Here is a 26209-nt window from a genome sequence, read left to right as displayed (position 1 = left end):
TGCTCCTTCATTCAGAGGAACTCTGCCCGGCCTTCCATGGCCGATGACGCCAAGGCGTGCTCCCGGCGCGGGATACGGCCAGCCTGCTTGGCCAGCCTACCGGCGATCACCGCGTGTTTGAAGGCTTCGCCCATCTGCACCGGATTCTGCGCACGGGTCACGGCCGTTGCCAGCAGGACAGCATCGCAGCCCAGTTCCATGGCAAGCGCGGCATCGGACGCAGTCCCGATGCCGGCGTCGAGTACTACCGGAACTGAGGCCCGGGACACGATCAGTTCGATGTTGTGCGGGTTCAGGATGCCCAGCCCCGTTCCAATAGGAGAGCCGAGGGGCATGACTGCTGTGGCACCCAGGTTTTCCAGGCGCAGGGCAAGAACGGGATCGTCATTGGTGTAGGCGAAGACCTTGAAGCCACGGTTCACCAGCTGTTCGGTTGCCTCCACGAGCTCCACCGCATCCGGAAGGAGTGTATGTTCATCGGCGATGACTTCCAGCTTCACCCAGTCCGTCTCCAGCGCCTCCCGGGCGAGCTCCGCGGTCATCACTGCGTCTTTGGCAGTAAAACAGCCAGCGGTGTTGGGCAGGACCCGGATGCTGTGATCCAACAGCAGTTGAAACAGCGAACCTGTCTCGGCTGGTGAGTACCGGCGCATTGCCACAGTGGTCAGTTCCGTTCCTGAAGCCAGGAGGGCTGCTCCCAACCCATCCAGACTCGGCGCACCACCGGTACCCATGATCAGGCGGGAGCCGAATTCGACGCCGTCGATCACCAAAGCATCAGTGCGGATGTCAGTTTTTGCTGCGGTCATTTTTCAGCCTCCCTGGACTGCGGTTACGAGTTCGAGTTCGTCTCCATCGGCGAGCGCAGTCGCGGCCCATTGGCTGCGCGGCACCACCTCGGAATTGCGGGCGACGGCGACACCCAGCTTGCCGCCGTCGGCTGCCTGTCCGCGGTGGTCCAGGACGCGGCCTGTGATGGCGCTGACGAGAGTGCTGACGGATGCGTCGTCCGCCACGGCGTGTTCGGAGCCGTTGAGTTTGATGTTCATGGTGTGTCCTTGATTGCTGGTTGGAGGCGGTGATCCCGCGTTGCCGTAAAACGATCAGGCCGGAAAATGGACCATCGAGGGTCGGCTGAGCCGCTGATCAGCCCGCCGACGATTTTGGCGGCCACAGGCGTCAACAGAACGCCGTGGCGGAAGAACCCGGACGCGATCACGAGACCGTCGATGGTGCCCTCGAGTCCAGTAACGCGTCCCAGTCCAGAAACGCGTCCAAGTAATGGTGCGTTGTCCGGAGTGCCGGGCCGTGCGCGTGCTGCGCTTCCAACAGTTCCAGTTCCGCCACCGCAGGCACCAGCACTTGGGCGTCCCGCAGCAGTTGGTAGACGCCGCCCGCGGAGACTGCATTGGTGGATGCGGATAGTCCGTCCTCGCGCTGGGTGGCTCCGATCACCACCGTGCCATCGTCCCGGGGCACGATGTAGACCGGCACCCCGCGGACCATGCCCCGGATGGTGGATGTGAGGAGGGGCTGGAGGTGTTGAGGAACGCGCAGCCTGAGAATGTCGCCGTAAACGGGCCGCAGGGGCAGGGTGAGCCCTTCGGGGAGATCGCAGATCCTTGCCGCATCAAGCCCGCAGGCGATCACAGTCTCAGGGGCCACAACGACGGCGCCGGAATCAAGTTCGACCCCGGAGACATGGTCCCCGTCCCAGAGCAAACGGGATGCGCGGAGCGGCAGGGCGAAACCGTCCTCCGCTCCGGAAACCCACGTTGCGTCACTTGGTTCGTGGGCTGCCAACCCTTCCATGAGGCACCGTGCAAGGCGCCGCGGATCCACTTGGTGATCGGCAGGTATGTCGAAGGCACAGGAAATCTGTGGGCTCAGCAAAGGCTCACGCTCGCGCGCTTCCCGCAATGACAATGGCTCCACGTGGAGCCCCGCGGCCTGCTGGACTGTCCGGAGGTCTGCCAGCGCGCGGCGGTCGGCGGCGTCGGCACCAACGGCGATTGTCGACGTCGTGCGGTATCCGGTGGCTGATTCGCCGCCATGGACGCTCCGGATGAAAGCGGGCCACAGTCGGGAGGATTCCAGCATGAGTTCCAGGAGGTCTTCTTCCTGGTAGTGGAGTTCACTGACCGGAGCCAGCATCCCGGCGGCAGCGAACGTCGCACCCGCTGCGGGGGTGGGATCAATGAGGACCACAGAGCGGCCCTTGCGGCGGGCTTCGTGGGCGATGCCAAGGCCGATGATGCCGCCACCAATGACTGCGACGTCTGCCTGCAAGGGGTTTTGGCGGGATTCTGCCATATGTTTCCTTCCCTACGCCGGTATTAGCCGGATCAGGTCAAGCGGTCGGCGCTGAAGCCCTCTCAGCCGGACGGTCATATGACGCTGTCACGGCTCCCGCAGTACGTGCCCAGTTTAGAGGAACTACTCTGGTTTCCATGACCCAGCATGATGTCCACACCACTGCCCGCCTTTACTTGTGCACTGATGCCCGCAAACGCCAGGGCGATTTCGAAGACTTCGTCGACGCCGCGTTCGAGGGCGGCGTCGATATCATCCAGCTTCGCGACAAGACGCTCGAGGCCGCCGAGGAGCTTGAGGTCCTGGAGGTTCTGCACAACGTGGCCCAACGGCACGGGCGGCTGTGGGCCGTCAACGACCGCGCCGATGTTGCCAGTATTTCCGGGGCTCCGGTGTTCCATATCGGGCAAAAGGACATCCCCCTGCGCGCCGCACGTCACCTCCTCCACGACCGCACCGTGATCGGCCTCTCCACCCATACGCCGGAACAGGTCGACGCCGCGATAGCTGCCTCCCCTGGCAGGAGCGGACTGGATTATTTCTGTGTTGGTCCGGTGTGGGCAACGCCCACAAAGCCAGGCCGTGAAGCAGTTGGGCTGGACCTGGTCACATATGCCGCGGAAGCCGTAAAGCGCGCGGACGAGGAGACCGTAGGTGGCGTCCTCCTCCCCTGGTTCGCTATTGGCGGCATCGACCTCAGCAACATTGAACAGGTGGTTGCCGCGGGAGCGAGCCGGGTCGTCGTGGTGCGGGCCATCACTGAGGCAGAGGATCCGACGGCGGCGGCCAAGACTTTGCTGGAAGCGCTCGACGCCGGATAATCACCCGGCGCCCTGGTGGCCGCGGAGAATATGCGAAAGTCTCCTAAGCCGTGAGCCCGAGCCCGGACATGCGTCGCCCATGCCGCTCCGCAAGCTCGGCCGTGAGGGCCTTGACTGCCGTGCGCGCATCCCCGCCGCCCTTGAGCAGCGGTCCTAGCTGGGGATGTTCCATGCCTACCCGTTGTGCTTGCGTCAGCGCTTCACCGACGAGGCGGCGGCCCCACAAAGCCAGTCGCGATGCCAGGCGAGGGTCATCAGCCAGGGCCCTGCGCAGGAGGACGCGTAATACTTCCGTGGCTTGGTCGGCGGAGGCAACCTTCTGGACAAAGGCTTGCGTCCCGCCGTCAAGGAACGACGCGACCATGCGGTAGAAGTCCGATGACACGGTGTCGATCACATAGGCCTTCATGACTGATTCAAACCAGTCCGCTGGCTTTGTTCGCTCGTGGAAGTGGTCAAACGAGCGCTGGAACGGAAGCATGGCCTCTTCGGCATCGAGTCCCATCTCCGAGAGCCGGCTGCTGATTAAGGCGAAGTTTCCGTAAGCGCCAACGGCGATCTTTGCCAGCACTGCCCTGTCATGGAGGGTGGGAGCGTACCGGGAGTCGAAAGACAGCCGGCCAAACGCCGATAGCTCGCCGTAGGCCATGGCTCCCAGCAGCTCCGAAGAGAGGCGCTGGACGCGAGCATTATCGTCCAAGGAAGTGCTCATGGTCCAAGACTATCCAGCGATTTCGGGCTAACCTGATTTTCGTGTCACATCATCGGATTTCGCCCAACGTCGACGACTCGTCGGACCAGCTCGCGGAGGCATTTGCAGCCCTCCGGACCGAATTGGAGCTCCCGGGCGAGTATCCGGCCGAAGCCGTGGCGGAAGCCCGGAACGCAGTAGAAAACCACATGCTGCCGGACCGTGACCTCAGGGACATTCCGTTCGTGACCATTGATCCAGCCACGTCCACCGACCTGGACCAAGCGGTGTTCATTGAACGTGCCGGTGACGGTTACAAAGTCCTCTACGCAATCGCGGACGTGCCGTCCTTTGTTGCTCCCGGCGGGGCACTCGATGCCGAAACCCGGCAACGGGGGCAAACATTTTATGCTCCTGACGGGAGGATCCCGCTGCACCCGGAGGTTATCAGCGAAAACGCCGGAAGCCTGCTGGCTGGTCAGGACTGCAGCGCCTTCGTCTGGGACTTCGAACTGGACCACAATGCGGAGGTATCCGCCACATCCGTGGCCCGTGGCACTGTCCGTAGTCGCGCCAAGCTCAGTTACAAAGGTGCCCAGGAACAGATCGATGCCGGCACAGCCCCGGCGGTCCTTGAGCTCCTCAAGGAGGTTGGCCTGAAGCGGGTGGAACTGGAACGACTCCGCGGTGGCGCCAACCTGAACATGCCGGAGCAGGAAATCGTCCAGGCGACCGGTGGCGGGGGCTACAGGATTGTGGCGGCGCCGTCCCTGCCTGTGGAGGACTGGAACGCGCAGATCTCCCTCATGACCGGGATGGCAGCGGCCCAACTGATGCTCGACGGAAAAGTAGGCATTCTGCGCACCATGCCGTCACCGGACGAACGGTCACTGCTCCATTTCAAACGCCAGACCAAGGCTCTCGGGAAACCCTGGGACGGCGAGGTCACCTACGGTGAGTACCTTCGGACACTTGACGCTTCGGATCCCAAACAGCTTGCCATCCTGCACTCTGCAGGAACACTGTTCCGCGGCGCTGGATACACACCTTTCGATGGCGAACTTCCACCCAACATCATCCAGTCAGCCATCGGCGCGCCCTATGCCCACACCACGGCCCCTTTGCGCCGCCTCATCGACCGCTTTGTCCTGGTGATCTGCGAGGCCCTCAGCAACGGCCACCAGATCCCGGCGTGGGCGCGGGAAGCACTTCCATCATTGCCTGAGATCATGGCCTCATCGGACCAACTGGCCGGGCGGCTTGAGCGCTTGGCCATGGACACCGTGGAAGCTGCACTCGTGGCGAACCACATCGGCGAGGAGTTCGATGCGGTGGTCATCTCCGGTTCCAAGCCGTCCAATGGGACGACCAACGGCAATGGAAGGGGAAACGGAAACGGCAATGGGCCGTTCGGCATCATCCAGATCGCTGAACCCGCCGTGACAGCCCGGTGTGACGGCGAACTGGAATCGGGCACCAAGGTCCGGGTGCAACTCCTGAAGGCCGATATCGCCAGCCGCGAGATCCGTTTCACCCTGCTCCCCTGAAGCCCCGCAGCACCCGAACTGCCCCCGATCCGGGCTTTGGCGCTTCCAGAGGATAGACTGACCCTGTAGTAATGGATGCCCGGTCGTTGATTCAGTTAATTTTTGAACTCAACAAGCCCGCCCCTACGCGATCTTGAGATGTGCCCGCTGGTCACCAGTGCCAGTACTTAGATAGCCCGCGATCGGCTTCCACTGGATTAGCTTGCGCGCCCGTTCGTGCTCCGGTACGGCTCCGCCCACCCGTTGAGCATGCAGCGCCAATGCCCAAATGAATAAGGAAACTCCCTGTGAGTGAATTGCACACCCATGAAGTCCTGACGGACGCCACCGGCACCGAATCCATCGAGCCCGAGGAAACGATCATCTCTGATGAGACGCCCCACGAGATCGAAGAAAAATCGTTCGCTGACTACAACGTCCGCGCCGACATCGTCGAATCCCTCGCCGACGCCGGTATTACCCACCCCTTCCCGATCCAGGCCATGACGCTGCCCGTAGCCCTTAGCGGCCACGACATCATTGGCCAGGCCAAGACCGGTACCGGCAAGACCCTCGGTTTCGGCATTCCGGCACTGCAGCGCGTGGAAGGCCGGGATGACCCCGGCTACGCCAAGCTGGCCGTCCCCGGTGCACCGCAGGCCCTGGTCATCGTTCCTACCCGTGAGCTTGCGGTACAGGTGGCCAATGATCTCCAGACGGCATCCCGTAAACGCAACGCCCGCATCGCCACGATCTACGGTGGCCGTGCCTACGAGCCGCAGGTTGACGCCCTCCAGAAGGGCGTCGAGGTAGTGGTTGGCACCCCCGGCCGTTTGATCGACCTCTACAAGCAGAAGCACCTCAGCCTGAAGAACGTCAAAATGGTGATCCTGGACGAGGCCGACGAAATGCTGGACCTCGGCTTCCTGCCGGACGTGGAAACACTCATCGCAGGTACTCCGGCCGTTCGCCAGACCCTGCTCTTCTCCGCCACCATGCCTGGCCCGGTCATCGCGATGGCCCGCCGCTACATGACGCAGCCCACCCACATCCGCGCTGCCGATCCGAATGACGAAGGCCTCACCAAGCGCGACATCCGCCAGCTCATCTACCGTGCGCACAGCATGGACAAGACCGAGGTAGTGGCCCGCATCCTGCAGGCCCGCGGACGTGGCCGCACCATCATCTTCACCAAAACGAAGCGCACCGCAGCGAAGGTCGCCGAGGAACTGGTGGATCGCGGATTTGCCGCTGCTGCGATCCACGGCGACCTCGGCCAAGGCGCCCGCGAGCAGGCTCTCCGCGCGTTCCGCAACAACAAAGTGGACGTGCTGGTTGCCACGGACGTGGCTGCCCGTGGCATCGACGTTGATGACGTCACACACGTCATCAACTACCAGTGCGTGGAAGACGAAAAGATCTACCTGCACCGCGTGGGCCGTACCGGCCGCGCCGGCAACAAGGGAACCGCCGTTACCTTCGTCGACTGGGACGACATGCCCCGCTGGGGCCTGATCAACAAAGCACTGGGGCTCAGCGTTCCGGAGCCGGTTGAAACCTACTCCTCTTCGCCCCATCTCTTCAGTGACCTCGACATTCCCGAGGGCACCAAGGGCCGCCTCCCGCGCAACAAGCGCACGCTTGCCGGCGTCGATGCCGAGGTCCTCGAGGACCTGGGCGAAACAGGCAAGAAGAACTCCCGTTCCGGCGGTTCATCCCGTGACGGTGGGCGCGATGGCGGCCGTGGCAGGGACGGCGGCCGTGGCCGTGGAAACGCAGCCAAGTCCACCGAAACCAACTCGGAAACCAACGGTGAGGGCGGACGCAACCGTACACGCCGCCGTCGTACATCCGAAGCCGATGCGGCCCCCGCTGCCGGTTCCTCTGAAACCCGCACCTCTACTGGCGAAAATGCCGAGAAGCCGGCCCGCACGCGGCGTACCCGCACGCGCCGCCGTAACGGCGAAGTGGTTTCCGGCGAGACCGCTGGCGCCCAGTCCGGCAACTCCGAGGCCTAAAGTCCTCAATGACTGAAACTGTTTGGGCGCCGGACGGCGGCAATCTGGTGGTGCACGCGGACAACGCGGAATTCCTCCCGACGCTGCCGGACGGCGCCTTCACACTCATTTACGTGGACCCGCCTTTCAACACGGGCCGGGTCCAACGCCGCCAGGAAACACGCATGGTCCGCAACGCGGACGGCGACGGCGACCGCGTCGGGTTCAAGGGACGCTCCTACGACACCATCAAGGGTGCCCTTCACAGCTACGATGACGCCTTCAGCGACTACTGGTCCTTCCTGGAACCCAAGCTCGTAGAGGCTTGGCGGCTCCTTGCCGACGACGGCACGCTGTACCTGCACCTGGACTACCGCGAGGTGCACTACGCCAAGGTGATGCTGGACGCCATCTTTGGCCGGGAATGTTTCCTCAACGAGATCATCTGGGCCTACGACTATGGCGCCCGGGCCAAAAACCGCTGGCCCACCAAGCACGACAACATCCTGGTGTACGTAAAGAACCCTGCGAAGTATCACTTCGACAACGCTGAAGTGGACCGCGAACCCTACATGGCCCCCGGCCTTGTCACACCTGCCAAACGCGAGCGTGGAAAACTTCCCACGGACGTCTGGTGGCATACCATCGTTTCGCCCACCGGCAGGGAAAAGACCGGCTACCCTACCCAGAAACCCGAAGGCCTGGTGCGCAGGATCGTCTCTGCCTCGAGCCGCGAGGGCGATTGGTGCCTGGACTTCTTTGCGGGATCGGGAACCCTCGGCGCTGTTGCCGCCAAGCTGGGCCGCAGCTTCGTCTGCGTGGACCAGAACGAGCAAGCCATCGACGTCATGCGGAAGCGCCTTGGCACCAAGGCCGTCTTCCACAGCAGGGGGCTTCTGCCGGAAGGCACCCTGGATCAGGCAGTGCCCTTCACGAATGCCTGAACAGCGTCGGCGATCATTTGCACGGCGATGGCCGAAAGCAAAAGCCCCGCGATCCTGGTGACAAGCTCCACGCCATTCTCGCCAAGGACGCGCTGCACCACACCCGCGAACCGCATGGCCAGGTAGAGCGAGCAAAGCACCACCGCGATGCCCAGCCCAACCGCAAGGTACTCAGACAAGGCGCTGGACTGCTGGACGAAAACCATGACCGCAACAATGGCGCCCGGCCCTGCCATCAATGGCGTCCCCAAAGGCACGAAGGCCACATTCTTATACTTCGCGGCGTTATCCTCGCCGCTGGTGGAACCTGTGAGCAGCTGCAGGGCAATCAGCACCAGCAGCAATCCCCCGGCACCTTGCAAGGCCGCCAAGGAGATGTGCATGTAGTTAAGGATCGACTGGCCGAAGATCGCAAACACCACGATCACGCCGGTAGCCACAACAAGCGCCTGCAACGCCGAACGGTTCCGGTCGCGGGCAGGCATCTGGGCAGTCAAAGACATGAATATTGGCACGGTGCCGGGAGGATCCATGATCACGAACAGCGTGACGATCACGGATGCGAACAACTGCAGATCCATCAGCGAACAACCGCGCTGCCGGTTGCGAGTTCCTCGATCCTTGCCAGGACGTCCGGGGATGTCAGGTTCTCTCCCAGCCGATTTGGTTTTCCAGCTCCGTGATAATCGGACGATCCCGTGATGAGCAACCCATGTTCAGACGCCAGGTTGCGAAGGAACCCACGTCCTTCTTCCGGGTTGTCGCGGTGTTCAATTTCCAGGCCAAGCAGCCCGGCGTCGATCATCTCCCGGTACGTCCGCTCCCCCACAATTCGTCCCCTCGCCGATGCGACCGGGTGTGCAAAGACCGGCACGCCGCCAGCGGCACGGACAAGCTCGACGGCGATAGCGGGGTCCGGTGCGTAGTGCTGCACGAAGTATCGCGAATGCGAGGTGAGGATGGACGTGAAGGCTTCGGAGCGGTCCGCGACCACGCCGGCAGCAACCAAGGCATCCGCGATATGCGGTCGCCCTACTGTAGCGCCAGGAGCCACATGGTGGATGACGTCGTCCCACGTCAGGGGGTAATCCTCGGACAACAGTGTGACCATGCGCTCGGCGCGCGTGAGCCGGGCGTCCTTTGACTTGGTGATCTCTTCAAGAAGCCCGGGGTGGGACGGATCATGCAGGTAGCTCAACAGGTGGACGCTGATCCCCTGCTCCGTCCGGCACGAGATCTCCATTCCGGGAACAAAAGTGACTCCGTGTTCCTTGGCAGCGGCAGCAGCAAGCTCCCAGCCATCAGTGGAATCGTGGTCCGTCAAGGCAATGACGTCCAGGCCTGCAGCCGCGGCCGAAATGATCACCCCGTGCGGGGTCTCGGTTCCGTCGGAAACATTCGAGTGCGTATGCAGGTCTATCCTCACTTTCCCAGCCTATGGGATGCGGACCGCCTTGGGGTGTTGCGCCGTTGGCCTCCTCACGAAACTGGTGGGACGATGTAACGGTGAATGATGCCGAAAACACCCCGTACGCGGAATCCACAGATTCCCAGCCCCTGCAAGAACGCGTCAACAACCGTTCGCAGCGGCCCACATCCGATGCCTTCAAGGCATTCATGGCCAGCAACTGGGCGCCCGCACCGCAGGTAAACCCCGCTCGTGACGCCGTCGCAGACCACGCTGCCCGCCGCCGTCGTGCAATTTCCGAACTGTTCAAGGGCGAACGGCTCGTCATCCCGGCCGGCCCGCTCAAGGTCCGCTCAAACGACTGCGACTACCGCTTCCGCCCGCACTCCGGATTCGCCCACCTCACCGGGTTGGGCCTGGACCACGAGCCGGATGCCGTTTTGATCCTGGAACCGGCAGGTGAAGGAAAGGGCGACGACGGCGGTCACCACACCGCGACGCTGTACTTCCGTCCCCTGGCTGGCCGCGACACAGAACAGTTCTACGCCGACTCCCGGGCCGGTGAATTCTGGATCGGCGCGCGGCCCACACTGGCAGAATTCAAAGCCCGCCTGGGTCTGCCCACCGCGCACATTTCCGAACTTGAACTGGCCATCACCAAGAACGTGGGCGCCCCGGAAATCGGCGGCATTTCCATCCGCCTGGTCCGCAAGGTAGATGAGAACATCGATGCTTTGGTGGACACTGCCCGATACAACACAGCCAAGGATCCTGAGAACCTTGACCTGGGCGAGCTCGATGCTTTGGACGAAAAGCTTAGTGAAGCACTCTCCGAACTCCGCCTGATCAAGGACGAGTGGGAGATCGAGCAGATGAAGATCGCCGTTGCAGCCACGGTTGAAGGCTTCGCCGACGTCGTGCGGGCCCTCCCGCGGTGCTTTGACGCACACGCGCGGCGAACGCGTGGTTGAAGGCGCTTTCTTCGCCCGTGCCCGGGAGGAAGGCAACGAACTCGGCTACGACACCATCGCGGCCTCAGGCAACAACGCCACAGTGTTGCACTGGACCCGCAACTCGGGCGCCGTCAACGCTGGTGAACTCCTGCTGCTTGACGCGGGAGTGGAGGCTGATTCGCTGTACACAGCCGATGTCACGAGGACCCTGCCGGCAAACGGCACTTTCACCGAGGTGCAGCGCAAGGTCTACGAAGCTGTCCTGGATGCCGCTGATGCGGGATTCGCAGCCGCACGGCCGGGCGTAAAATTCCGGGACATCCACACGGCAGCCACCACGGTCCTCGCTGAGCGCCTCGCCGAATGGGGTCTGCTGCCTGTCTCTGTTGAGGAAGCCATCAGCCCCGAAGGCCAGCAGCACCGCCGCTGGATGCCACACGGCACCAGCCATCACCTCGGCTTGGACGTACACGACTGCGCCCAGGCCAAGCGGGAGCTTTACCTTGATGGAATCCTCACGGAGGGCATGGTCTTCACGATCGAGCCCGGCCTGTACTTCAAGAACGAAGACCTGGCCATTCCCGCGGAATACCGTGGCATCGGCGTCCGCATCGAGGACGACATCCTCATGACCGCTGATGGCCCTGTGAACCTGAGCGCGGCATTGCCACGCAAGGCCGACGACGTCGAGTCCTGGATGGCCGGCATCTACCAGGAAGCTGCGGGCTAGCCTCCCGCAAAAGGAGCCAGTCTCCCCTCAGGCAACAACAGCAGAAAGGGAAGGCCACCGGATGGATATCCGGTGGCCTTCCCTTTTGTGCTTCTTAGGAGAGTTATTGCTTGTGGGAATCGTCGTTCCCCGACTGCTGTTCCTCGTGCCGGGGGGCGTTCTGGCCCTCCGTGACCCGGACGCCGTACTGGGGGCGGCCATCGGGCAGGTCCGGATAGCGCACCGGTGATGGCGTCGGGTTCTGTGCTGGCTGTGCGGGCTGTGCAGTCGGAGCCTGCGCGCCGGAAGCATCGGATTCGGTGGGCTCCGGACCGCGCTGGCCATAGGGATCGTTCCAGGTGGCGGGGCGGTCAGGTGCCTGGCCGGGCTGCTGGAGGGGTGCGTTTGGCGGACTGTAATTTTGTGCTTGTCCGGTGGCAGCCTGGGCGGAATTCATGGGCAGTTGGTGGAGCAACCGGCGGGCTTCGTGGGCTGCCTCGATGGCAACAATGACATCGTAGTTGGTGGCGACCACCTGGCTTGTGGACGTGAAGTCGCGCTTGCCGCGCTGGGTGGCGTAAGTGGCGATGCCGAACAGCATGAAGAAAGCTGCACCCATGAGCACGGACGTGATGATGGAGAAGGTGCCGCCACCGGGCGTGAAGAAGGAGAGCATGACGCCGACGAAGAGGCCGAACCACATGCCGCTCAAAGCACCGGACAAGGCAACGCGTGGGTAGCTCAGACGGCCGGTTACCCGCTCCACCATCTTGAGGTCGTTGCCCACGATCGACACCAACTGGACGGGGAACTGCTGGTCCGCGAGGTAGTCCACCGCCTTTTGGGCATCCAAATATGAGGTGTACGAGCCAACAGTGTCGCCTTGGGGTACGCTGCGGGACTCCTCAACGGCTTTAGGAGCACCAAAAATGTTTGACATAGCCCCATTGTGTCGCATGTAGATGTGAAGCGGCTGGAATTCAGCTAAAAGAGAGCAGACTCGGTAGCCTGTAAACATGAGCACACATCCCTCACGCGTCTTTGTCGCGCGCTTGCTCGGCTTGGACGTCTTCGACCCCCTGGGCGATCGTTTGGGCCGGCTCCGCGACGTCGTCGTGCTCTCCCGCGGGACCCGCGGAGCCCCGCATGTCGTAGGCATCGTGGTGGAAGTGCCGGGCAAGAAACGGGTCTTCGTGCCCATGACCCGCATCACCTCCATCGACCAGACCCAGATCATCTGCACTGGCCTGGTGAACCTGCGTCGTTTCGAACAACGGGGCGCTGAAACACTCGTGGTAGCGGAGATGTTTGATCGTCGAGTCACCCTTGCCGACGGAAGCGGAGATGCGACGATCGAGGACATCGCTATGGACCAGCACCGGTCCAAGGACTGGTTCGTCAGCAAACTCTTCGTCCGTCGCGGTCATTCGTTGTCGCCCCTGAGCAGGCTCCGCCGCAACGAGACCCTGATCATTGACTGGGCTGACGCGCAGACTGGCGGGCATAACGAACCCCAGGCGGCCACGCAGTTCGTTGCCACGCATGAGGACCTCAAGCCTGCCGACTTCGCCGAAGCCCTGCAGGAGATGAGCGACAAGCGCCGCTTTGAAGTGGCAAGCGAGCTTCAGGACGAGCGGTTGGCAGACGTCCTCCAGGAGCTTCCCGAGGACGACCAGGTGGAGATCCTCTCTGCCCTGGACGTGGAGCGGGCCGCCGATGTCCTGGAGGAAATGGATCCCGACGACGCCGCCGACCTCCTCGCCGAACTCCCCTCCGCCCAAGCGGAAGAACTGTTGCAGCTCATGGAGCCCCAGGAAGCCGAAGACGTCCGGCGTCTCTTGGAATACGACGAAGACACAGCAGGTGGCCTCATGACGCCGGTGCCCGTCATCCTGCCACCCGAAGCCACGGTAGCCGAAGCCTTGGCCCACGTTCGGCGCGAGGAACTCTCCCCCGCCTTGGCGTCCTCCATCTTCATCGCACGACCGCCCTTGGAAACTCCCACCGGCCGCTTCCTGGGCGTCGTACATATACAACAACTCCTGCGCTTTCCTCCGCCGGAGCCGCTGGGCAACCTTGTTGATAAGAACCTTGAGCCGTTGTCGGACCAGGCGCACATCAGCGAAGTAGCCCGGACCCTGGCCACGTACAACCTCAACTCGCTCCCCGTCGTCGACGACGACGGCCGCCTCGTGGGGGCGGTGACTGTTGATGACGTGTTGGATCACCTGTTGCCCGATGACTGGCGCGCTCACGAGGACGACGCCCCTATAAGGAAACTTGGAGGCCGCATTGGCTGATATCAACGCCACCCGATCCCCCAGGTCCACTGGACGCACAAACAATCCCGGCAGCCTTGACACGCCGCTGAGCGGGCGTCAACGCATACTGCCCAAGTTCTCCCCCAACCCCGATGCTTTCGGCAATGCCACCGAGGGCTTCGCCCGCTTCATGGGCACGCCGCAATTCCTCGTCTACATGACGATCTTCTGTCTCTTCTGGCTGGCGTGGAATACGTTTGCGCCCACGGACTGGCAGTTCGACCGCGTGGAGCTGGGCTTCACCTTGTTGACACTCATGTTGTCGCTCCAGGCGTCCTATGCCGCGCCGCTCCTGCTGCTGGCCCAAAACCGACAGGATGACCGGGACCGGGTGTCGCTGCAGCAGGACCGCCAGCGCGCCGAGCGGAACCTGTCAGACACTGAATACTTGACCCGTGAACTGGCTTCCCTGCGAATCGCACTTCGTGAAGTAGCAACTCGCGACTACGTCCGCGCCGAACTCCGCAGCCTGCTCGAAGACATCATCGATGCCCAGGAGGAGCTGCGGGAGAGCGAAGCCGACGCAGAGGGCAGCGAGTCTTCGGCCGATAAGGTCAAGGAGAAGCTCAAGGAGAAACGGGACAAGTCGCGTGGACCACGCACGCAGCAGATCCCCAAAGTACGCCCGCAACGTCCGGGGCCCCAGCACTCCAGCGCGAAGCCGGCCCCTACCGAAAATCCTGAAAGCCGAGCGTAACCCATGACCACCCCATCGGCCGAGGCACTTCACGCTGCCCTGGCAACCGTCATTGACCCCGAGTTGCGGCGTCCGATCACCGAACTTGGCATGGTGGAGTCGGTGTCGGCCAACGACGACGGCAACGTCCATGTAGCAGTGCTGCTCACGATCGCCGGTTGCCCACTCCGCGACACCATTACGGCGGACGCGACCACTGCTTTGTCAGGCATCGCAGGCGTCACTGGTGTTGACGTGGAGCTGAAGGTCATGACCCCCGCCCAGCGCGAGGCCCTGAAGGAACAACTGCGCGGTCCCGGCGGTCAGCGGGGCATCCCCTTCGCCAAGCCCGGGTCCTTGACGAAGGTCTACGCCGTGGCGAGTGGAAAAGGCGGCGTGGGTAAGTCTTCCGTCACGGTCAACCTTGCCTGTGCCTTGGCCGCCCAGGGCCTGCGCGTGGGTATCGTGGACGCCGACGTGCACGGCTTCTCCGTCCCAGGGCTCATGGGCATCACGCAGAAACCGACGCAGGTGGATGACATGATCCTGCCTCCTGTGGCCTACGGGGTGAAGGTCATATCCATTGGCATGTTCGTTGCGGGAAACCAGCCCGTGGCGTGGCGTGGTCCCATGCTCCACCGCGCTTTGGAGCAGTTCCTCACGGATGTCTACTTCGGTGACCTCGATGCCCTTTTCCTGGACCTTCCGCCCGGAACAGGCGACATCGCAATATCCGTGGCCCAGCTCCTCCCGAACGCCGAAATCCTCGTGGTAACCACCCCACAGGCTGCCGCTGCGGACGTCGCCGAACGCGCCGGAACCATCGCAACCCAAACCGGCCAGAAGGTTGCCGGCGTCATCGAGAACATGTCCTTCCTGGAAATGCCCGACGGCGGTCGCATGGAATTGTTCGGAAGTGGCGGCGGTGCCATCCTTGCTGAGCGTTTGAGTGCTGCCGTGGGCAGCGATGTGCCTCTTCTCGGCCAGATTCCCTTGGACATCCGGTTGCGTGAGGGCGGGGATGCCGGAAAGCCTGTAGTCCTTGCCGCGAGCGAAACTGCTGCTGCGAAAGCGTTGGAAGGCATTGCCGGGATGTTGGCAACGCGTCCGCGGGGATTATCCGGCATGCCGCTGGGAATCCAGCCGCGCTAAACGCCTGGGCTTCCGAAGTCGTTTCCGAAAGGGCCTTGGAAGGTTAGGTAGCTTCAGTATCGAAAGGCGCGGCCTCGCCCTCGGCGAGGCGCTCAATAATGCGGGCCGGAGCCTTCGGCTTCGTATCCACTGCTGCGGCCGCAACTGTCGCCGCCGCGGCGGGCGCTCCGGCGTTGACGGGCTTGGAATCATCGTCAAGCAACGCATCCTTGATGATGCGCCGTGGGTCGTACTGGCGGGGATCGTACTTCTTCCAGTCGACCTCATCGATGTCGATGCCGACTTCTTCCTTGATCTGCTCACGTGCGCCAGAGGCCATCCGGCGGACTTCCTTCACCAGGTTGGCGAGCTTTTGAGTGTATTCGGGCAAACGGCTGGGACCGATGACGAGTACGCCGATAATCAGAAGGAGTATGAACTCCGGGCCGTTGATTCCAAGCACGCTACGAAGATTACCTTGTCTGTGGTGCCGGTCATAAACCAGCGGGACGGAGCAGTGTCCGGAGGCCGCGGATCATCCGTTCGGACCACGTCTCGGAGGCTTGCGGAGCTTTCGTACTGATCATGGAGTCGCCTGCACGAACCAACTCTGGAACGGCGTCGTCGGCTACATCAGCCGGCAGGTCCGATGAGTAGCTGAAGACTGCCGCGGAGGTCCGGTATACAGCCTCCCACGGCGTCCCCTGCGTGAGAGAGAGTTGCGCCGATGCCGGGCGTCCAGTAACGGCGATGTCTGAAGCCTGCAGGTGCTCTTCCACAACAGTGGCGTAATGGCCGTTGCTTTCCAGCTGGAGTTCTACTGCCGGGTGACCGTTGTGCATGGTGGCCTTGGCTGAGACCACGTGGAAGCCTATAGCACCAAGTTCAGGACATGCCCATCCCTGGCCCCGCAGGGCATCCAACTGCTCGGAGCTCAAATCCACGGGTGTGGTGAGGCGGAAGTCCGGCGTCGCCACGAATTCCGGCGTCATCATTAGTTCCGCGGGGCCGCCGGTCAATGCACTGGAAAGGGCTGAGGCGTGGTTGCCTGCACGGATGCTTGCTTGCGGCGCGGTATCTCCTGCCACCGCATATGCGGCAAGGCCCAGTGCAGCTGCACTTACCGTGAGAGTGCCCGCGGCTACGCCGGCGATCCGGAGGGCCCGCCACGCACCACCCATGGTCGCACCACGCTTGATCGCACCACGCCCGGTCCGCCAATTTGCGACCGGCGGAGCCGGCTCATTCGCGAGTCGTTGTGTGTGCTGGAGCAAACGCGCCGTCAGGTCCTGGCTGGCTTCGGGCACCGCTGCTCCGCGAAGCCGTTCAAGATACTGCCGCTCCCTGTTCAGGGCAGCACGGCACTCCGGGCAATGCCGTAAGTGCTCAGGGTTCCGGGTGTGGCGCAGGGCAACCAGTTTGTAACGTGCAGCCAGTTTGCGACGTGACAGGGCACCCGGACGGATGTGGCGTCGAGGCATCGACTACCTAAAGAATGCTGGCGATGCGAGGCATCTTCAGGCGGGGCTTGCGGGCGTCAGCCGGGCGGGGGTCACGGTGGGCGAGCTTCTCCCGGAGCATAGTGCGGCCACGGTGGATACGAGATCTGACCGTGCCCAGCTTCACGCCCAGAGCCTCCGCCACTTCGTCGTAAGACAATCCTTCAAGATCGCACAGAACAACGGCAGCCCTGAAATCCGGTGGCAATTCTTCCAACGCACGCTGAACATCAAGGTCCAGGTTGTTGTGCTCGAAGCTCTGCTCTGGGCCTGGCTCACGGCCCGGCAGGCGTGACTCGGCGTCCTCGGCAAGGGCGTCAAAGCGGATTCGGCTCTTACGACGTGCCTGGTCCAGGAAAAGGTTGGTGGTAATACGGTGCAGCCACCCATCCAGGGTTCCCGGCTTGAAGTTTTCCAGCGAACGGAAAACCCTGACGAACACCTCCTGGGTGAGGTCCTCGGCGTCGAACTTATTTCCGGTCAGGCGGTAGGCAAGGCGGTACACCTTGGCGGAGTGGTTGGCGACCACGTCCTCCCAGCTGGGCATGACCCAGTCCGTAACGGCCTCAAGGCTCTCCGATGTCTGGACTGGCACAGCATGCGATGCCGGCATCGTCCACTCCCCTCAAACTGTGGTTCACCGTACTTGTCCGGTGCCGCCCACCACGTGGATGACCGGATCAATATCATCCCAAGTTTTTCTGGGAATTTCCTGACTAAGGCACAATTTCCACGCAAGGCGAAATCCTGCCGCAGACACAATCCCGGGACGGCTGCGAACACGGGGTTTGCGGCACCGGACACAGTAGGCTGGTAGAGACACCCCTACGCGCGGAAAGCGAACCCTTCATGAGTGCCGACAAGTCAACCAGCTGGTCCTATGCAGAAGATCTGCCTGCTGAGGATGACGTCTTGTTGCGCGCCCGGGAGAGGTCCTTCGAGCTGGGCGTTAAGCCCATCAGCCCCGGCGTTGGCGCGGTGTTGACCGTCCTTGCCGCAGCATCAAAGGCACAGACAGTAGTTGAGGTTGGTTCAGGCGCGGGCGTCTCAGGTGTTTGTCTTTTGCGCGGTCTGGGTCCGCAAGCTGTCCTGACCACCATCGACGTCGATGTCGAACACCTCAAGGCCGCCCGCGAAGCCTTTCTCGAATCCGGCAGCCCGGCCAACCGCACCCGGACCATCTCCGGCAGGGCCGCCGACGTTCTCCCACGCCTCACGGACTCCGCCTATGACCTTGTCTTCATCGACGCCGACAAGCCGAACTTCCCCCGCTACGTTGAACAGGCTGTCCGGTTGCTCAAGACCGGCGGCACCCTGGTGATCAACGACGCCCTGGATAAGGACCGCGTCTCAAATCCGGCAGCCCGCGACTCCACCACTGTGGTTCTCCGGCAAGTTGGCAAATCCATTCGCGACGACGACCGCCTGGCCTCTGCGATGCTTCCCACCGGTGACGGACTTCTGGTGGCTGTCAAAAAATAGGCAATTGCCATTTAGCGGACATTCTTAAGGAACGGCACCCAAGAAAGACGCTGCTGCTTAAACAAAAGCAGGGCTCCGGCTCTCGCCGGGCCCTGGTCTTTTGAATCCAGCCTGCCTATGAATCTATTCGGTAACGCCTACAAGGCATTCCTTGAGGTTCTCCGCCTCCGCGGCATTGAGCTCGACTACAAGCCGTCCTCCGCCTTCGAGCGGCACACGCATGATCAGGCTGCGTCCCTCTTTGGTTACTTCCATAGGGCCGTCGCCAGTACGTGGTTTCATAGCCGCCATTAGGAAAATCCCCTCCATTTGTCCCAAGTCACGCCCAACCCGGCCGGGCTGGATCCGCTTCGCAATTGCAGCCGGCGGCACCGCTTGGGAGGCCGCCTTGGCCGGGCACTTTTAGGTGCTTTTGTCCTTGCTCGTATTCCATTATCCCGTACTTACCCGTCCGTAGCGAATCAATGGACTAATTACCCCGACACGGAACAAAGACACTTCCCGACGGCGGACAGTCGGGTTATGGCGGATAGTCACCGCCTCCGGGCAATGGCGCCCACGCCCAAAGCCACACCACCCAGACGATCTGGAGGAGGACAAACATGACGACGACGGTTCCCCTGTACGCCTTGGACTTGGACAGCAGCGCTGCCCCGAGGGCCAGCGGGAAAAGAGGAAGGAGCATCCGGAAAGTACTGGTTTGGGGATGCAGGAACACCAGCAAATAGCCCATGTAGCAGGCGCACCAAAGGCGCATTTCCGCTCCCAGTGCCCGGACAGGCTTTGAAACCATCAGCAGGACGAACAAGCCGACGAAAACGAAGGGCGCAAGCACGCCAAGAACCGGACCGAACAGCATCCTTCCGGTATCGAACCAGGGTTTGAAGGGCACCAGGTCATGTCCGCGCCAGGCAGTTTCCGTACGCGTGTAGGCGCTGGGATCCCCCGTGACTGCCCAAGCGATGGCGGGCCATGCCAGGGCTCCGAGTCCGGTGGCGAGCACCAAGGCCCCCAGGGACAGCAGTTCCGGCGTGGACGAAGACTTGGCCTGTGGCTCCTCATCCGGGGTTGCCGGCCTGAAACGCTGCCAGAGCCGCCAAACCAGGAGGAGGCCCAGCGTGGCAGCGAAGGGGACTCCTGTGGGTCTGGACAAACACATCAACAGCACTACCGGTATGGCTGCCAGGTAGCGTCGCCGGACCACCAGGAGCAGTGAGCCGGACAACAGCAGGAGGTTCAAGGATTCTGCATAGGGCACCTGGAGAATTGGCGACACCGGGAATGCGGACACGAAGATGACGCCCCACATCGCGGTGCGCCGGCTGGCCGCTTCCCTGAACAGTTTGAAGATCACCAAGGCAGCACCGAGGCCGGCAACCATGGCTATGGCGGTGAGGGACTGCAGAGTGCCCAGGCCCGTAATGGCAGAGAGTCCCCGCCCCAGGAACGGGAACAAGGCATAAAAGGCCCAGGCGTTCTCCTTGACTACCCCGTTGGCATCCACCGGGAGCACGGAGGGGTAGCCGTTGTCCGCAGCCTGCGAATACCAGCGCCCGTCCCAGATGGTGATGAAGTTCCAGTAGTCCGGCGCGGGCGGGAACCATGGATTCACTCCTTGATGAACGGCAGCCGCCATGAAGATGCAGGCACTGACCACCCTGGCCACGACAAAAACCAAGGAAACCTGCAGCCACCACGGCCATTGTGCCATCCGGACCCCCGCGTCGGAGATGCCCCGCGAAAGGCGCGCAGTGGGTCCCTCCCCGCCAAAACGGGCAGGCGCGCGTGTGCTCACTGTGTGGTCCGCTTGGTGTCGCCATCCTCAAGCTTTGATTGGACCAACACGCTGAGTCTCTCGATCTCACGGTCCTTGGCTACCAGTTGGTCCCGCAGCTCATCAAGGACCTGGTCCACCTGGTCCATGCGGTAACCGCGGAGGCCCAGTGCAAAGCGCACGGCGTCGACGTCTGTGGCTGCAGCCTTCTCCGGGAGCAGCACCGGAGGCAAGTTGGGCAGGGAGTCATCCAGGCCAGCTCCCACGGAGCCGCCACGGATGATGCCGGCCCCAAAATACAAAGCGGCACCAATGAGGACAATCGCGACAAACACCAGGAAAAAGCTCACAGCCACCATCGTGCCAGAAACAGCCGCCTACTCCGGGCGCTGGTTTCCATTGGTGGTGGCTGGAAGCGGGGCACCATGCAACACGCGGTGGACGGCATCGGCAGGATCATCCACCAGTTGGATCAGGTCCAGGTCCTTTTCGGACACCATCCCTTCAGCAACCAAAGTGTCCCGGATCCACTCAATCATTGGACCCCAGAAGCGGACACCCAATAGCACGATCGGGAACGATGTCACCTTGCGTGTCTGTACCAGGACCATTGCCTCGAAGAGCTCATCCAGGGTTCCAAGCCCGCCGGGCAAGACGACGAATCCTTGGGCGTATTTCACGAACATGGTCTTGCGGGCGAAGAAGTACCGGAAGTTGATGCCCAGGTCCACCCATTGGTTCAGGCCCTGCTCGAACGGCAACTCAATGCCCAGCCCGACAGATACGCCATTGCCCTCCACAGCACCCTTGTTGGCGGCTTCCATGGAGCCCGGGCCGCCGCCGGTGATCACGGCAACTCCGGCTTCGGCGAGCTTGCGCCCTACATCGACTGCCATCTCGTAGTACTCGGTTCCCGGTTTGGTACGGGCTGAACCGAAAACACTGACTGCCGGACCAATATCGGCCAATGCCCCGAAGCCCTCAACGAATTCGCTCTGAATCCTCAGGACGCGCCAGGGATCGGTGTGGATGAACTGTCCGGCACCGCTCGTGTCCAGCAAATGCTGATCGGACATTCCCTTGTCCGCCTGTTTGCGTCGCAGTTCCAAAGGGCCCTTGTGCTTGGCCGGTGCAATCTCCGAAGGCAGGGGCACGTGGACGCCCGTGACGTGGCCATTCGCGTCCGGGCTGGGAATCGGGTGCTGGCTAATGCTCATTGCCCAAGGCTAGCGCGGATGAATGCAAGCGAAGACGCTACGACGCGGTTCTTGCATTGCAGTCTGGTATATCGCTGGAGGGCAGGTTTCTGTTCAGTCACGATCTGGAGGAACTTGCCGTGACCGTGGTCATAATTGTGTCTTTGTTCGCTAGATTCGTCCTATGACTACTCAAGTGTCCGGCGATGCGCTCGTCTCCCTGAACAGCGTCAACAAACACTACGGTCAATTGCACGTCCTCAAAGACATCAACCTCCAGGTTCGGAAGGGTGAAGTCGTCGTGGTCATCGGGCCGTCCGGCTCCGGAAAGTCCACGTTGTGCCGTGCCATCAACCGTTTGGAAACGATCGACGACGGCGACATCGCGATCGACGGGAAGAAGCTCCCGGAAGAAGGCAAGGAACTCGCCCACCTGCGTGCCGACGTCGGAATGGTCTTCCAGTCCTTCAACCTGTTCGCCCACAAGACGATCCTTGAGAACGTCACGCTGGGACCGATCAAGGTGAAGGGCGTTGCCAAAGGCACCGCGGAAAGGGAGGCCATGGCCCTCCTGGAACGTGTCGGCGTCGGCCACCAGGCTCCCAAGCTCCCCGCGCAGCTCTCCGGTGGCCAGCAACAGCGTGTGGCCATTGCCCGCGCGCTTGCCATGAAGCCGAAGGTGATGCTGTTCGACGAGCCCACCTCGGCCCTGGACCCCGAAATGATCAACGAGGTCCTGGACGTCATGATCCAGCTGGCAAAAGAAGGCATGACCATGATCGTGGTCACCCACGAGATGGGCTTTGCCCGCAAGGCAGCCGACCGCGTCGTGTTCATGGCCGATGGCCAGATCGTGGAAGATTCAACACCCGAGGAATTCTTCACCAATCCGCAGAGCAACCGCGCCAAGGACTTCCTGTCCAAGCTTCTGACCCACTAGCTCCCTGCTGACCCGCATCCAGGCCCGCACGGACCGCACCCAGGCCGTACACCGGCCAACCAATGAAAGGAATGTCATGAAGAAGGCTTTTATTACCCGGAGGAAATCTCTCCTGGTGGCCGCTTCGGCTGCACTGGCCCTCTCGCTGAGCGCTTGCGGTGGAGGCAGTGGCACCACCACTCCGCCTGTTGCCTCGGCGAGCTTCGAGGCAGGCACCACGATGGCGAAGTTGAACCAGGCCAAGAAGATCACTATTGGTACCAAGTTTGACCAGCCGCTGTTCGGCCAGAAGGGCCTGGACGGCAAGCCTGTCGGCTTCGACGTCGAAATCGGCAAGGCCATCGCCGCCAAGCTCGGCATTGAACCTGACAAGATCGAATGGGTGGAAACTGTTTCCGCCAACCGTGAACCGTTCATCGAGCAGGGTCGCGTTGACATCGTCATTGCCACCTACACGATCAACGATGCCCGCAAGCAGAAGGTCGCATTCGCAGGTCCGTACTACGAAGCCGGCCAGGCTCTGTTGGTGAACAAGGACGACAACTCCATCACCAAACCCGAGGACGTCAAGGGCAAGAAGGTCTGCTCTGTTACGGGTTCCACCCCGGCTAAGACCATCGTCGAAAAGTACGGTGCCGAACTGGTCCCGGCCGCAAACTACACCGCTTGCCTTGAGCCATTGCGCAACAAGCAGGTTGTCGCCGTCACCACGGACAACGTGATCCTCGCTGGTTACGTTGACAAGGAACCGGAGGCCTTCAAGCTCGCCTCGGACCAAACGTTCACCAAAGAGCCGTACGGCATCGGCCTGAAGAAGGATGACACGGTCTTCCGCAACTGGATCAATGACCAGTTGGAGGGATTCGCCAAGGACGGCACGTACAAGAAGGCTTGGGAAGCAACAGCAGGAAAGGTCATCAAGACCGCTCCTGAGCTGCCCAAGATCGACCGCTACTAGTCGGAAGCCGGTGGCTGCCGCCCTCCCCTTGGGGAAGGGCGGCAGCCACCGACCTTGAGGACTCCCTACCTTTCCGCAGCAGCCGAAGGAAGCCAATGGACGCCATCTTCGAAAGCCTCCCCCAATATTGGGACGGATTTCTCCGAACCCTGTTTCTAGCCGTCGTATCCGGCGTAATCGCACTGACAGCAGGTACTCTCCTCGCCGCAATGCGTGTCTCGCCCGTGGCAGCCTTACGGGGCTTCAGCACGTTCTATGTTGAAGTCGCCAGAAACACCCCACTCACAATTATTTTCTTTTTCTCAGCAATCGTGCTTCCCCGGCTCGGCGTCAAGTTCGAACAATTTGAAGTGGCCGCCATCATCGCGTTGAGCAGCTACACGGCAGCATTTGTTGCCGAAGCCGTTCGATCCGGCGTCAACAGCGTCCCGGTGGGGCAAGCCGAGGCAGCCCGCAGTATCGGCATGACATTCACGCAGGTTTTGGGCCTGGTGGTCCTGCCACAGGCTGTTCGGACCGTCATACCCCCATTGATCAACATCATGATTGCCTTGGTCAAGAACTCATCCGTCGCGGGTGCCTTCTTTGTCCTGGAGCTCTTCGGCTATGGCCTGCAGCTGTCAAACAGCCATGGTGATGCGGTCATGTGGATCTTGATTGGTGTTGCATTCTTCTACCTGCTGATCACCGTGCCTCTGGGCTTGTTGGCCCACTTCGTCGAGAAAAAGGTGGCGATTGCCCGATGACTTCGGTTCTCTATGACGTACCAGGCCCCAAGGCCCGCCGCGTTTCCCTCATTGGTTCAGTTGTCGGATCCATCATCATTGCCGGTGGCGTGGTGGGAGCCATTGTCATCCTGTCTTCGCAGGGCATATTCAACGCCTCCCGTTGGGAAGTCTTTGTTAACGAATCTGCCAAGGACGTTTGGACGCAGCTCGGCTATGGCGTCCTTGCCACCCTGCAGGCTGCCGGCGTCGCAGCTGTCATTGCCTTTCCCCTGGGGGTGGCACTGTGCCTACTCCGTATTTCCCTGATCTCCTGGATTCGCGTTCCCACACAGGTGGTGCTTGAGTTCCTCCGCGGCATGCCAGTGGTGCTCATGATCCTCTTCGTGCTCCTGGTGTTTGCTACGACCCCCTTCACTGCTGTGGTCAGTGGCCTGGTCCTGTACAACGCAGCGATCTTCGCCGAAATTCTGAGGGCAGGTATTCAGTCACTGCCCAAGGGACAACGCGAAGCCGGTTTGGCCATCGGCCTGCGCAGCTTCCAGTCCAGGATGAGCATCGAGTTTCCCCAGGCAATCCGCCGCATGCTCCCGTCACTCATTGCACAGTTGGTCGTCCTCCTGAAGGACACCTCGCTTGGCTACATCGTGGCCTACGAGGAACTGCTGCGTAAGGTGAAGCTGATCTCAGACCTGGAGCCCAGCCTGTTGTTCTCCGCTTTCTTCGTTGGCGCTGCGATCTACATCCTGATCAACTTGTCGGTTTCCCGGCTTGCGATCTGGATCGAAAGGCGAGGCTCCAAAAAGGCCGCAGGCGGCATGGCTTCGGCCATCAAGACCGTCGACCTCGAGGTCAACGTCCCCGGACCTGAAACGAAGTAGTGCCGGGAACATTCCTTTAGTCATGAAAGAAGGTCCGCAGCTGTTCATTCGGCTGCGGACCTTCTCTTTATATGCTTTTAGTGTTTAGCGAACCAGCCACGTCCGGAGTGCACGAAGGCACTCACGGACGGCATCGGCGTCGACGTGTTCATTGTCCTTGTGCGCCAGCAACGGATCGCCGGGTCCAAAGTTCACGGCCGGGATGCCCAACTCACTGAAACGCGCGACGTCGGTCCACCCGTATTTGGGCTTTGGTTCCGCGCCGACTGCGGCCACGAAGGACGCAGCCGCAGGGTGGTTCAGTCCGGGCCGGGCGCCGGCAGCAGCGTCCGTGCGGACGACGTCGAATCCCTCCAGGAGCTCCCGCACGTGGGCCTCGGCCTGGTCCGGGGTCTTGTCCGGAGCGAAGCGATAGTTGATCTCTACCACGCAACGGTCCGGGATGACGTTGCCAGCGGTGCCGCCGTTGATCCTGACCGCGTTGAGGCTCTCACGGTAATCGAGGCCGTCCACATTAATCGTCCGGGGCTCGTACGCTGCGAGGCGGGCGAGGATTGGTGCCGCCGCGTGGATCGCGTTGCTGCCCATCCACGCGCGGGCCGAGTGGGCCGCTTCACCGATGGTGGTCGCTTCGAACCGGCTGGTTCCATTGCAGCCCCCTTCAACTGTGCCGTGTGTGGGCTCAAGAAGAATGGCGAAGTCCCCCAGGAGCAGGTCACCATGGTTGCGGACCAGCCTGCCCAGGCCGCTCTTAACGGCCTCCACTTCCTCGTGGTCGTAGAAGACAAAGGTGACATCCTTGTCCGGCTCGCTGCCGTCGTCGAACAGGGTCGCCGCGAGTGCGAGCTGCACGGCAACGCCGCCCTTCATGTCGGTAGTCCCCCGCCCATAAAGCACACCCTCCCCCGGAATGCCCGACTCCCACGTTGCCGGAACGGTGCCCAGCGAGCCTTCCACCGTGGGCAGCGGAACAGTGTCCAGGTGTCCAGCGAGGATGACGCGCTCGGCGCGGCCAAGTTCAGTGCGTGCAATGATGGCGTCGCCGTCGCGCACCACGGTGTATTCGGGGATGGCGCGCAGGGCCGCCTCGACGAGATCGGCGAGCAGGGTCTCGTTGCCCGAGACACTGTTGATATCGATGAGCGCGGCTGTCAGCAAGGCAACGTCCTGGCGCAGGTCCAGTAGGGCGGGGGCAGGGTTAAGGGTCACCACTCCACCCTTAACTCCCCGGGCAGCTGTGTTTCGGGCAACAAATGCGACCTGC

26 protein-coding genes, 2 pseudogenes and 1 riboswitch are annotated in these 26209 nt (G+C 62.1%); of the genes and pseudogenes, 13 read left to right on the top strand and 15 right to left on the bottom strand.

Going from position 1 to position 26209, the window contains the following annotated elements; translation table 11 throughout:
- Window positions 1-11 precede the first annotated feature (11 nt).
- The 3 genes and pseudogenes from ACTAQJ_RS00250 to thiO all read right to left on the bottom strand — a co-directional run bounded on the left by ACTAQJ_RS00250 (window position 12) and on the right by thiO (window position 2313).
- Window positions 12-809 (bottom strand): thiazole synthase, encoded by a 798-nt coding sequence (locus ACTAQJ_RS00250; protein ID WP_431115799.1) that lies wholly within the window; start codon window positions 807-809, stop codon window positions 12-14.
- A gap of 3 nt (window positions 810-812) precedes the next feature.
- Window positions 813-1049, bottom strand: coding sequence for a sulfur carrier protein ThiS (gene thiS, locus ACTAQJ_RS00245; protein ID WP_431115800.1), 237 nt, complete (start codon window positions 1047-1049; stop codon window positions 813-815).
- Window positions 1046-2313, bottom strand: a pseudogene (gene thiO / locus ACTAQJ_RS00240) (glycine oxidase ThiO). The gene thiS and the pseudogene thiO overlap by 4 nt, the downstream one beginning before the upstream one ends.
- A riboswitch (TPP riboswitch) is annotated at window positions 2306-2423 on the bottom strand. It overlaps the preceding pseudogene by 8 nt.
- Window positions 2424-2450: 27 nt before the next feature.
- On the opposite strand from thiO, the gene thiE reads away from it, so the two are divergent.
- The gene (gene thiE, locus ACTAQJ_RS00235; protein ID WP_431115803.1) at window positions 2451-3134 is read left to right on the top strand and encodes a thiamine phosphate synthase; all 684 of its coding nucleotides are present in this window, start codon (window positions 2451-2453) and stop codon (window positions 3132-3134) included.
- 43 nt (window positions 3135-3177) lie between these two features.
- Here thiE and ACTAQJ_RS00230 read toward each other — a convergent pair whose 3' ends face one another.
- Window positions 3178-3846 carry a ferritin-like fold-containing protein gene (locus ACTAQJ_RS00230; RefSeq protein ID WP_498699928.1) on the bottom strand — a complete coding sequence of 223 codons (669 nt, stop codon included), beginning with the start codon at window positions 3844-3846 and terminating at the stop codon, window positions 3178-3180.
- A 41-nt stretch (window positions 3847-3887) separates the two neighbouring features.
- Between ACTAQJ_RS00230 and ACTAQJ_RS00225 the strand changes: the two genes are divergently transcribed.
- The 3 genes from ACTAQJ_RS00225 to ACTAQJ_RS00215 all read left to right on the top strand — a co-directional run bounded on the left by ACTAQJ_RS00225 (window position 3888) and on the right by ACTAQJ_RS00215 (window position 8292).
- A complete protein-coding gene (locus tag ACTAQJ_RS00225; RefSeq protein ID WP_498699926.1) occupies window positions 3888-5372 on the top strand; it encodes an RNB domain-containing ribonuclease in 1485 nt (494 codons plus the stop codon).
- A gap of 287 nt (window positions 5373-5659) precedes the next feature.
- Window positions 5660-7369 (top strand): DEAD/DEAH box helicase, encoded by a 1710-nt coding sequence (locus ACTAQJ_RS00220; protein ID WP_498699925.1) that lies wholly within the window; start codon window positions 5660-5662, stop codon window positions 7367-7369.
- A gap of 8 nt (window positions 7370-7377) precedes the next feature.
- Window positions 7378-8292: a DNA-methyltransferase gene (locus ACTAQJ_RS00215; RefSeq protein WP_431115807.1), complete on the top strand. Its 915-nt coding sequence runs from the start codon at window positions 7378-7380 to the stop codon at window positions 8290-8292.
- On the opposite strand, the gene ACTAQJ_RS00210 is transcribed toward ACTAQJ_RS00215, so the two are convergent.
- Together ACTAQJ_RS00210 and ACTAQJ_RS00205 are read right to left on the bottom strand one after the other, a co-directional pair.
- Complete coding sequence (locus ACTAQJ_RS00210) at window positions 8265-8873, bottom strand: MarC family protein (RefSeq protein WP_431115808.1); 609 nt, start codon at window positions 8871-8873, stop codon at window positions 8265-8267. The two genes, ACTAQJ_RS00215 and ACTAQJ_RS00210, sit on opposite strands and share 28 nt — an antisense overlap.
- A complete protein-coding gene (locus ACTAQJ_RS00205; protein ID WP_498699923.1) occupies window positions 8873-9718 on the bottom strand; it encodes a PHP domain-containing protein in 846 nt (281 codons plus the stop codon). Before ACTAQJ_RS00205 ends, ACTAQJ_RS00210 begins: the two co-directional genes overlap by 1 nt.
- Window positions 9719-9798: 80 nt before the next feature.
- Between ACTAQJ_RS00205 and ACTAQJ_RS00200 the strand changes: the two are divergent.
- Window positions 9799-11383, top strand: a pseudogene (locus ACTAQJ_RS00200) (aminopeptidase P family protein).
- A gap of 103 nt (window positions 11384-11486) precedes the next feature.
- Here ACTAQJ_RS00200 and ACTAQJ_RS00195 read toward each other — a convergent pair.
- The gene (locus ACTAQJ_RS00195) at window positions 11487-12302 is read right to left on the bottom strand and encodes a YflT domain-containing protein (RefSeq protein WP_498699921.1); all 816 of its coding nucleotides are present in this window, start codon (window positions 12300-12302) and stop codon (window positions 11487-11489) included.
- 76 nt (window positions 12303-12378) lie between these two features.
- Between ACTAQJ_RS00195 and ACTAQJ_RS00190 the strand changes: the two genes are divergently transcribed.
- From ACTAQJ_RS00190 to ACTAQJ_RS00180, 3 genes are read left to right on the top strand one after another with little or no spacing between them, the layout of a single operon-like run.
- Window positions 12379-13662 carry a magnesium transporter MgtE N-terminal domain-containing protein gene (locus tag ACTAQJ_RS00190; RefSeq protein ID WP_431115812.1) on the top strand — a complete coding sequence of 428 codons (1284 nt, stop codon included), beginning with the start codon at window positions 12379-12381 and terminating at the stop codon, window positions 13660-13662.
- A complete protein-coding gene (locus ACTAQJ_RS00185) occupies window positions 13643-14380 on the top strand; it encodes a DUF1003 domain-containing protein (RefSeq protein WP_431115813.1) in 738 nt (245 codons plus the stop codon). The genes ACTAQJ_RS00190 and ACTAQJ_RS00185 overlap by 20 nt, the downstream gene beginning before the upstream one ends.
- Window positions 14381-14383: 3 nt before the next feature.
- Window positions 14384-15511: an Mrp/NBP35 family ATP-binding protein gene (locus tag ACTAQJ_RS00180; RefSeq protein ID WP_498699920.1), complete on the top strand. Its 1128-nt coding sequence runs from the start codon at window positions 14384-14386 to the stop codon at window positions 15509-15511.
- Between the two features lie 43 nt (window positions 15512-15554).
- Here ACTAQJ_RS00180 and ACTAQJ_RS00175 read toward each other — a convergent pair whose 3' ends face one another.
- The 3 genes from ACTAQJ_RS00175 to sigE are packed head-to-tail and all read right to left on the bottom strand — an operon-like array spanning window position 15555 to window position 17602.
- On the bottom strand, window positions 15555-15953 hold the full coding sequence (locus ACTAQJ_RS00175) for a twin-arginine translocase TatA/TatE family subunit (RefSeq protein WP_224088194.1): 399 nt from the start codon (window positions 15951-15953) through the stop codon (window positions 15555-15557).
- 31 nt (window positions 15954-15984) lie between these two features.
- Window positions 15985-16971, bottom strand: coding sequence for a hypothetical protein (locus tag ACTAQJ_RS00170; protein WP_498699918.1), 987 nt, complete (start codon window positions 16969-16971; stop codon window positions 15985-15987).
- A gap of 7 nt (window positions 16972-16978) precedes the next feature.
- Window positions 16979-17602, bottom strand: coding sequence for an RNA polymerase sigma factor SigE (gene sigE / locus ACTAQJ_RS00165; RefSeq protein WP_431115816.1), 624 nt, complete (start codon window positions 17600-17602; stop codon window positions 16979-16981).
- Between the two features lie 236 nt (window positions 17603-17838).
- Between sigE and ACTAQJ_RS00160 the strand changes: the two genes are divergently transcribed.
- On the top strand, window positions 17839-18471 hold the full coding sequence (locus ACTAQJ_RS00160; RefSeq protein ID WP_223946472.1) for an O-methyltransferase: 633 nt from the start codon (window positions 17839-17841) through the stop codon (window positions 18469-18471).
- Between the two features lie 123 nt (window positions 18472-18594).
- Here the strand turns inward: ACTAQJ_RS00160 and ACTAQJ_RS00155 are convergent, their stop codons facing one another.
- The 4 genes from ACTAQJ_RS00155 to ACTAQJ_RS00140 all read right to left on the bottom strand — a co-directional run bounded on the left by ACTAQJ_RS00155 (window position 18595) and on the right by ACTAQJ_RS00140 (window position 21462).
- Complete coding sequence (locus ACTAQJ_RS00155; protein WP_064721643.1) at window positions 18595-18762, bottom strand: DUF3117 domain-containing protein; 168 nt, start codon at window positions 18760-18762, stop codon at window positions 18595-18597.
- Between the two features lie 229 nt (window positions 18763-18991).
- Window positions 18992-20182, bottom strand: a complete 1191-nt coding sequence (locus tag ACTAQJ_RS00150; protein ID WP_498702251.1) for a putative hexosyltransferase — start codon at window positions 20180-20182, stop codon at window positions 18992-18994.
- 80 nt (window positions 20183-20262) lie between these two features.
- Window positions 20263-20604 carry a DivIVA domain-containing protein gene (locus tag ACTAQJ_RS00145; protein ID WP_498699915.1) on the bottom strand — a complete coding sequence of 114 codons (342 nt, stop codon included), beginning with the start codon at window positions 20602-20604 and terminating at the stop codon, window positions 20263-20265.
- Between the two features lie 18 nt (window positions 20605-20622).
- Window positions 20623-21462 (bottom strand): LOG family protein, encoded by an 840-nt coding sequence (locus ACTAQJ_RS00140; RefSeq protein ID WP_498699914.1) that lies wholly within the window; start codon window positions 21460-21462, stop codon window positions 20623-20625.
- A gap of 163 nt (window positions 21463-21625) precedes the next feature.
- Here ACTAQJ_RS00140 and ACTAQJ_RS00135 point away from each other — a divergent pair, with 163 nt between their 5' ends.
- The 4 genes from ACTAQJ_RS00135 to ACTAQJ_RS00120 all read left to right on the top strand — a co-directional run bounded on the left by ACTAQJ_RS00135 (window position 21626) and on the right by ACTAQJ_RS00120 (window position 24945).
- Window positions 21626-22381, top strand: a complete 756-nt coding sequence (locus ACTAQJ_RS00135) for an amino acid ABC transporter ATP-binding protein (RefSeq protein ID WP_216924118.1) — start codon at window positions 21626-21628, stop codon at window positions 22379-22381.
- Between the two features lie 76 nt (window positions 22382-22457).
- The gene (locus tag ACTAQJ_RS00130; protein ID WP_431115819.1) at window positions 22458-23339 is read left to right on the top strand and encodes a glutamate ABC transporter substrate-binding protein; all 882 of its coding nucleotides are present in this window, start codon (window positions 22458-22460) and stop codon (window positions 23337-23339) included.
- 95 nt (window positions 23340-23434) lie between these two features.
- The gene (locus ACTAQJ_RS00125; protein WP_431115820.1) at window positions 23435-24085 is read left to right on the top strand and encodes an amino acid ABC transporter permease; all 651 of its coding nucleotides are present in this window, start codon (window positions 23435-23437) and stop codon (window positions 24083-24085) included.
- Entirely contained in the window at window positions 24082-24945 is an 864-nt protein-coding gene (locus tag ACTAQJ_RS00120; RefSeq protein ID WP_431115822.1) for an amino acid ABC transporter permease, read from the top strand. The genes ACTAQJ_RS00125 and ACTAQJ_RS00120 overlap by 4 nt, the downstream gene beginning before the upstream one ends.
- Before the next feature lie 84 nt (window positions 24946-25029).
- Here ACTAQJ_RS00120 and dapE read toward each other — a convergent pair whose 3' ends face one another.
- A complete protein-coding gene (gene dapE / locus ACTAQJ_RS00115; RefSeq protein WP_431115823.1) occupies window positions 25030-26154 on the bottom strand; it encodes a succinyl-diaminopimelate desuccinylase in 1125 nt (374 codons plus the stop codon).
- Between the last annotated feature and the right edge of the window lie 55 nt (window positions 26155-26209).

This window comes from Arthrobacter sp. alpha11c (assembly GCF_054149985.1).
The sequence above is the reverse complement of the archived record's forward strand: the minus strand, read 5'-3'. Positions and strand labels throughout refer to the sequence as shown.

Excerpts from the sequence above, each read along its gene's own strand:
- ACTAQJ_RS00250 (WP_431115799.1), bottom strand. The coding sequence starts at position 809 with ATGACCGCAGCAAAAACTGACATCCGCACTGATGCTTTGGTGATCGAC.
- thiS (WP_431115800.1), bottom strand. The coding sequence starts at position 1,049 with ATGAACATCAAACTCAACGGCTCCGAACACGCCGTGGCGGACGACGCA.
- thiE (WP_431115803.1), top strand. The coding sequence starts at position 2,451 with ATGACCCAGCATGATGTCCACACCACTGCCCGCCTTTACTTGTGCACT.
- ACTAQJ_RS00230 (WP_498699928.1), bottom strand. The coding sequence starts at position 3,846 with ATGAGCACTTCCTTGGACGATAATGCTCGCGTCCAGCGCCTCTCTTCG.
- ACTAQJ_RS00215 (WP_431115807.1), top strand. The coding sequence starts at position 7,378 with ATGACTGAAACTGTTTGGGCGCCGGACGGCGGCAATCTGGTGGTGCAC.
- ACTAQJ_RS00210 (WP_431115808.1), bottom strand. The coding sequence starts at position 8,873 with ATGGATCTGCAGTTGTTCGCATCCGTGATCGTCACGCTGTTCGTGATC.
- ACTAQJ_RS00195 (WP_498699921.1), bottom strand. The coding sequence starts at position 12,302 with ATGTCAAACATTTTTGGTGCTCCTAAAGCCGTTGAGGAGTCCCGCAGC.
- ACTAQJ_RS00190 (WP_431115812.1), top strand. The coding sequence starts at position 12,379 with ATGAGCACACATCCCTCACGCGTCTTTGTCGCGCGCTTGCTCGGCTTG.
- ACTAQJ_RS00180 (WP_498699920.1), top strand. The coding sequence starts at position 14,384 with ATGACCACCCCATCGGCCGAGGCACTTCACGCTGCCCTGGCAACCGTC.
- ACTAQJ_RS00170 (WP_498699918.1), bottom strand. The coding sequence starts at position 16,971 with ATGCCTCGACGCCACATCCGTCCGGGTGCCCTGTCACGTCGCAAACTG.
- sigE (WP_431115816.1), bottom strand. The coding sequence starts at position 17,602 with ATGCCGGCATCGCATGCTGTGCCAGTCCAGACATCGGAGAGCCTTGAG.
- ACTAQJ_RS00160 (WP_223946472.1), top strand. The coding sequence starts at position 17,839 with ATGAGTGCCGACAAGTCAACCAGCTGGTCCTATGCAGAAGATCTGCCT.
- ACTAQJ_RS00155 (WP_064721643.1), bottom strand. The coding sequence starts at position 18,762 with ATGGCGGCTATGAAACCACGTACTGGCGACGGCCCTATGGAAGTAACC.
- ACTAQJ_RS00150 (WP_498702251.1), bottom strand. The coding sequence starts at position 20,182 with ATGGCACAATGGCCGTGGTGGCTGCAGGTTTCCTTGGTTTTTGTCGTG.
- ACTAQJ_RS00145 (WP_498699915.1), bottom strand. The coding sequence starts at position 20,604 with ATGGTGGCTGTGAGCTTTTTCCTGGTGTTTGTCGCGATTGTCCTCATT.
- ACTAQJ_RS00140 (WP_498699914.1), bottom strand. The coding sequence starts at position 21,462 with ATGAGCATTAGCCAGCACCCGATTCCCAGCCCGGACGCGAATGGCCAC.
- ACTAQJ_RS00135 (WP_216924118.1), top strand. The coding sequence starts at position 21,626 with ATGACTACTCAAGTGTCCGGCGATGCGCTCGTCTCCCTGAACAGCGTC.
- ACTAQJ_RS00130 (WP_431115819.1), top strand. The coding sequence starts at position 22,458 with ATGAAGAAGGCTTTTATTACCCGGAGGAAATCTCTCCTGGTGGCCGCT.
- ACTAQJ_RS00125 (WP_431115820.1), top strand. The coding sequence starts at position 23,435 with ATGGACGCCATCTTCGAAAGCCTCCCCCAATATTGGGACGGATTTCTC.
- ACTAQJ_RS00120 (WP_431115822.1), top strand. The coding sequence starts at position 24,082 with ATGACTTCGGTTCTCTATGACGTACCAGGCCCCAAGGCCCGCCGCGTT.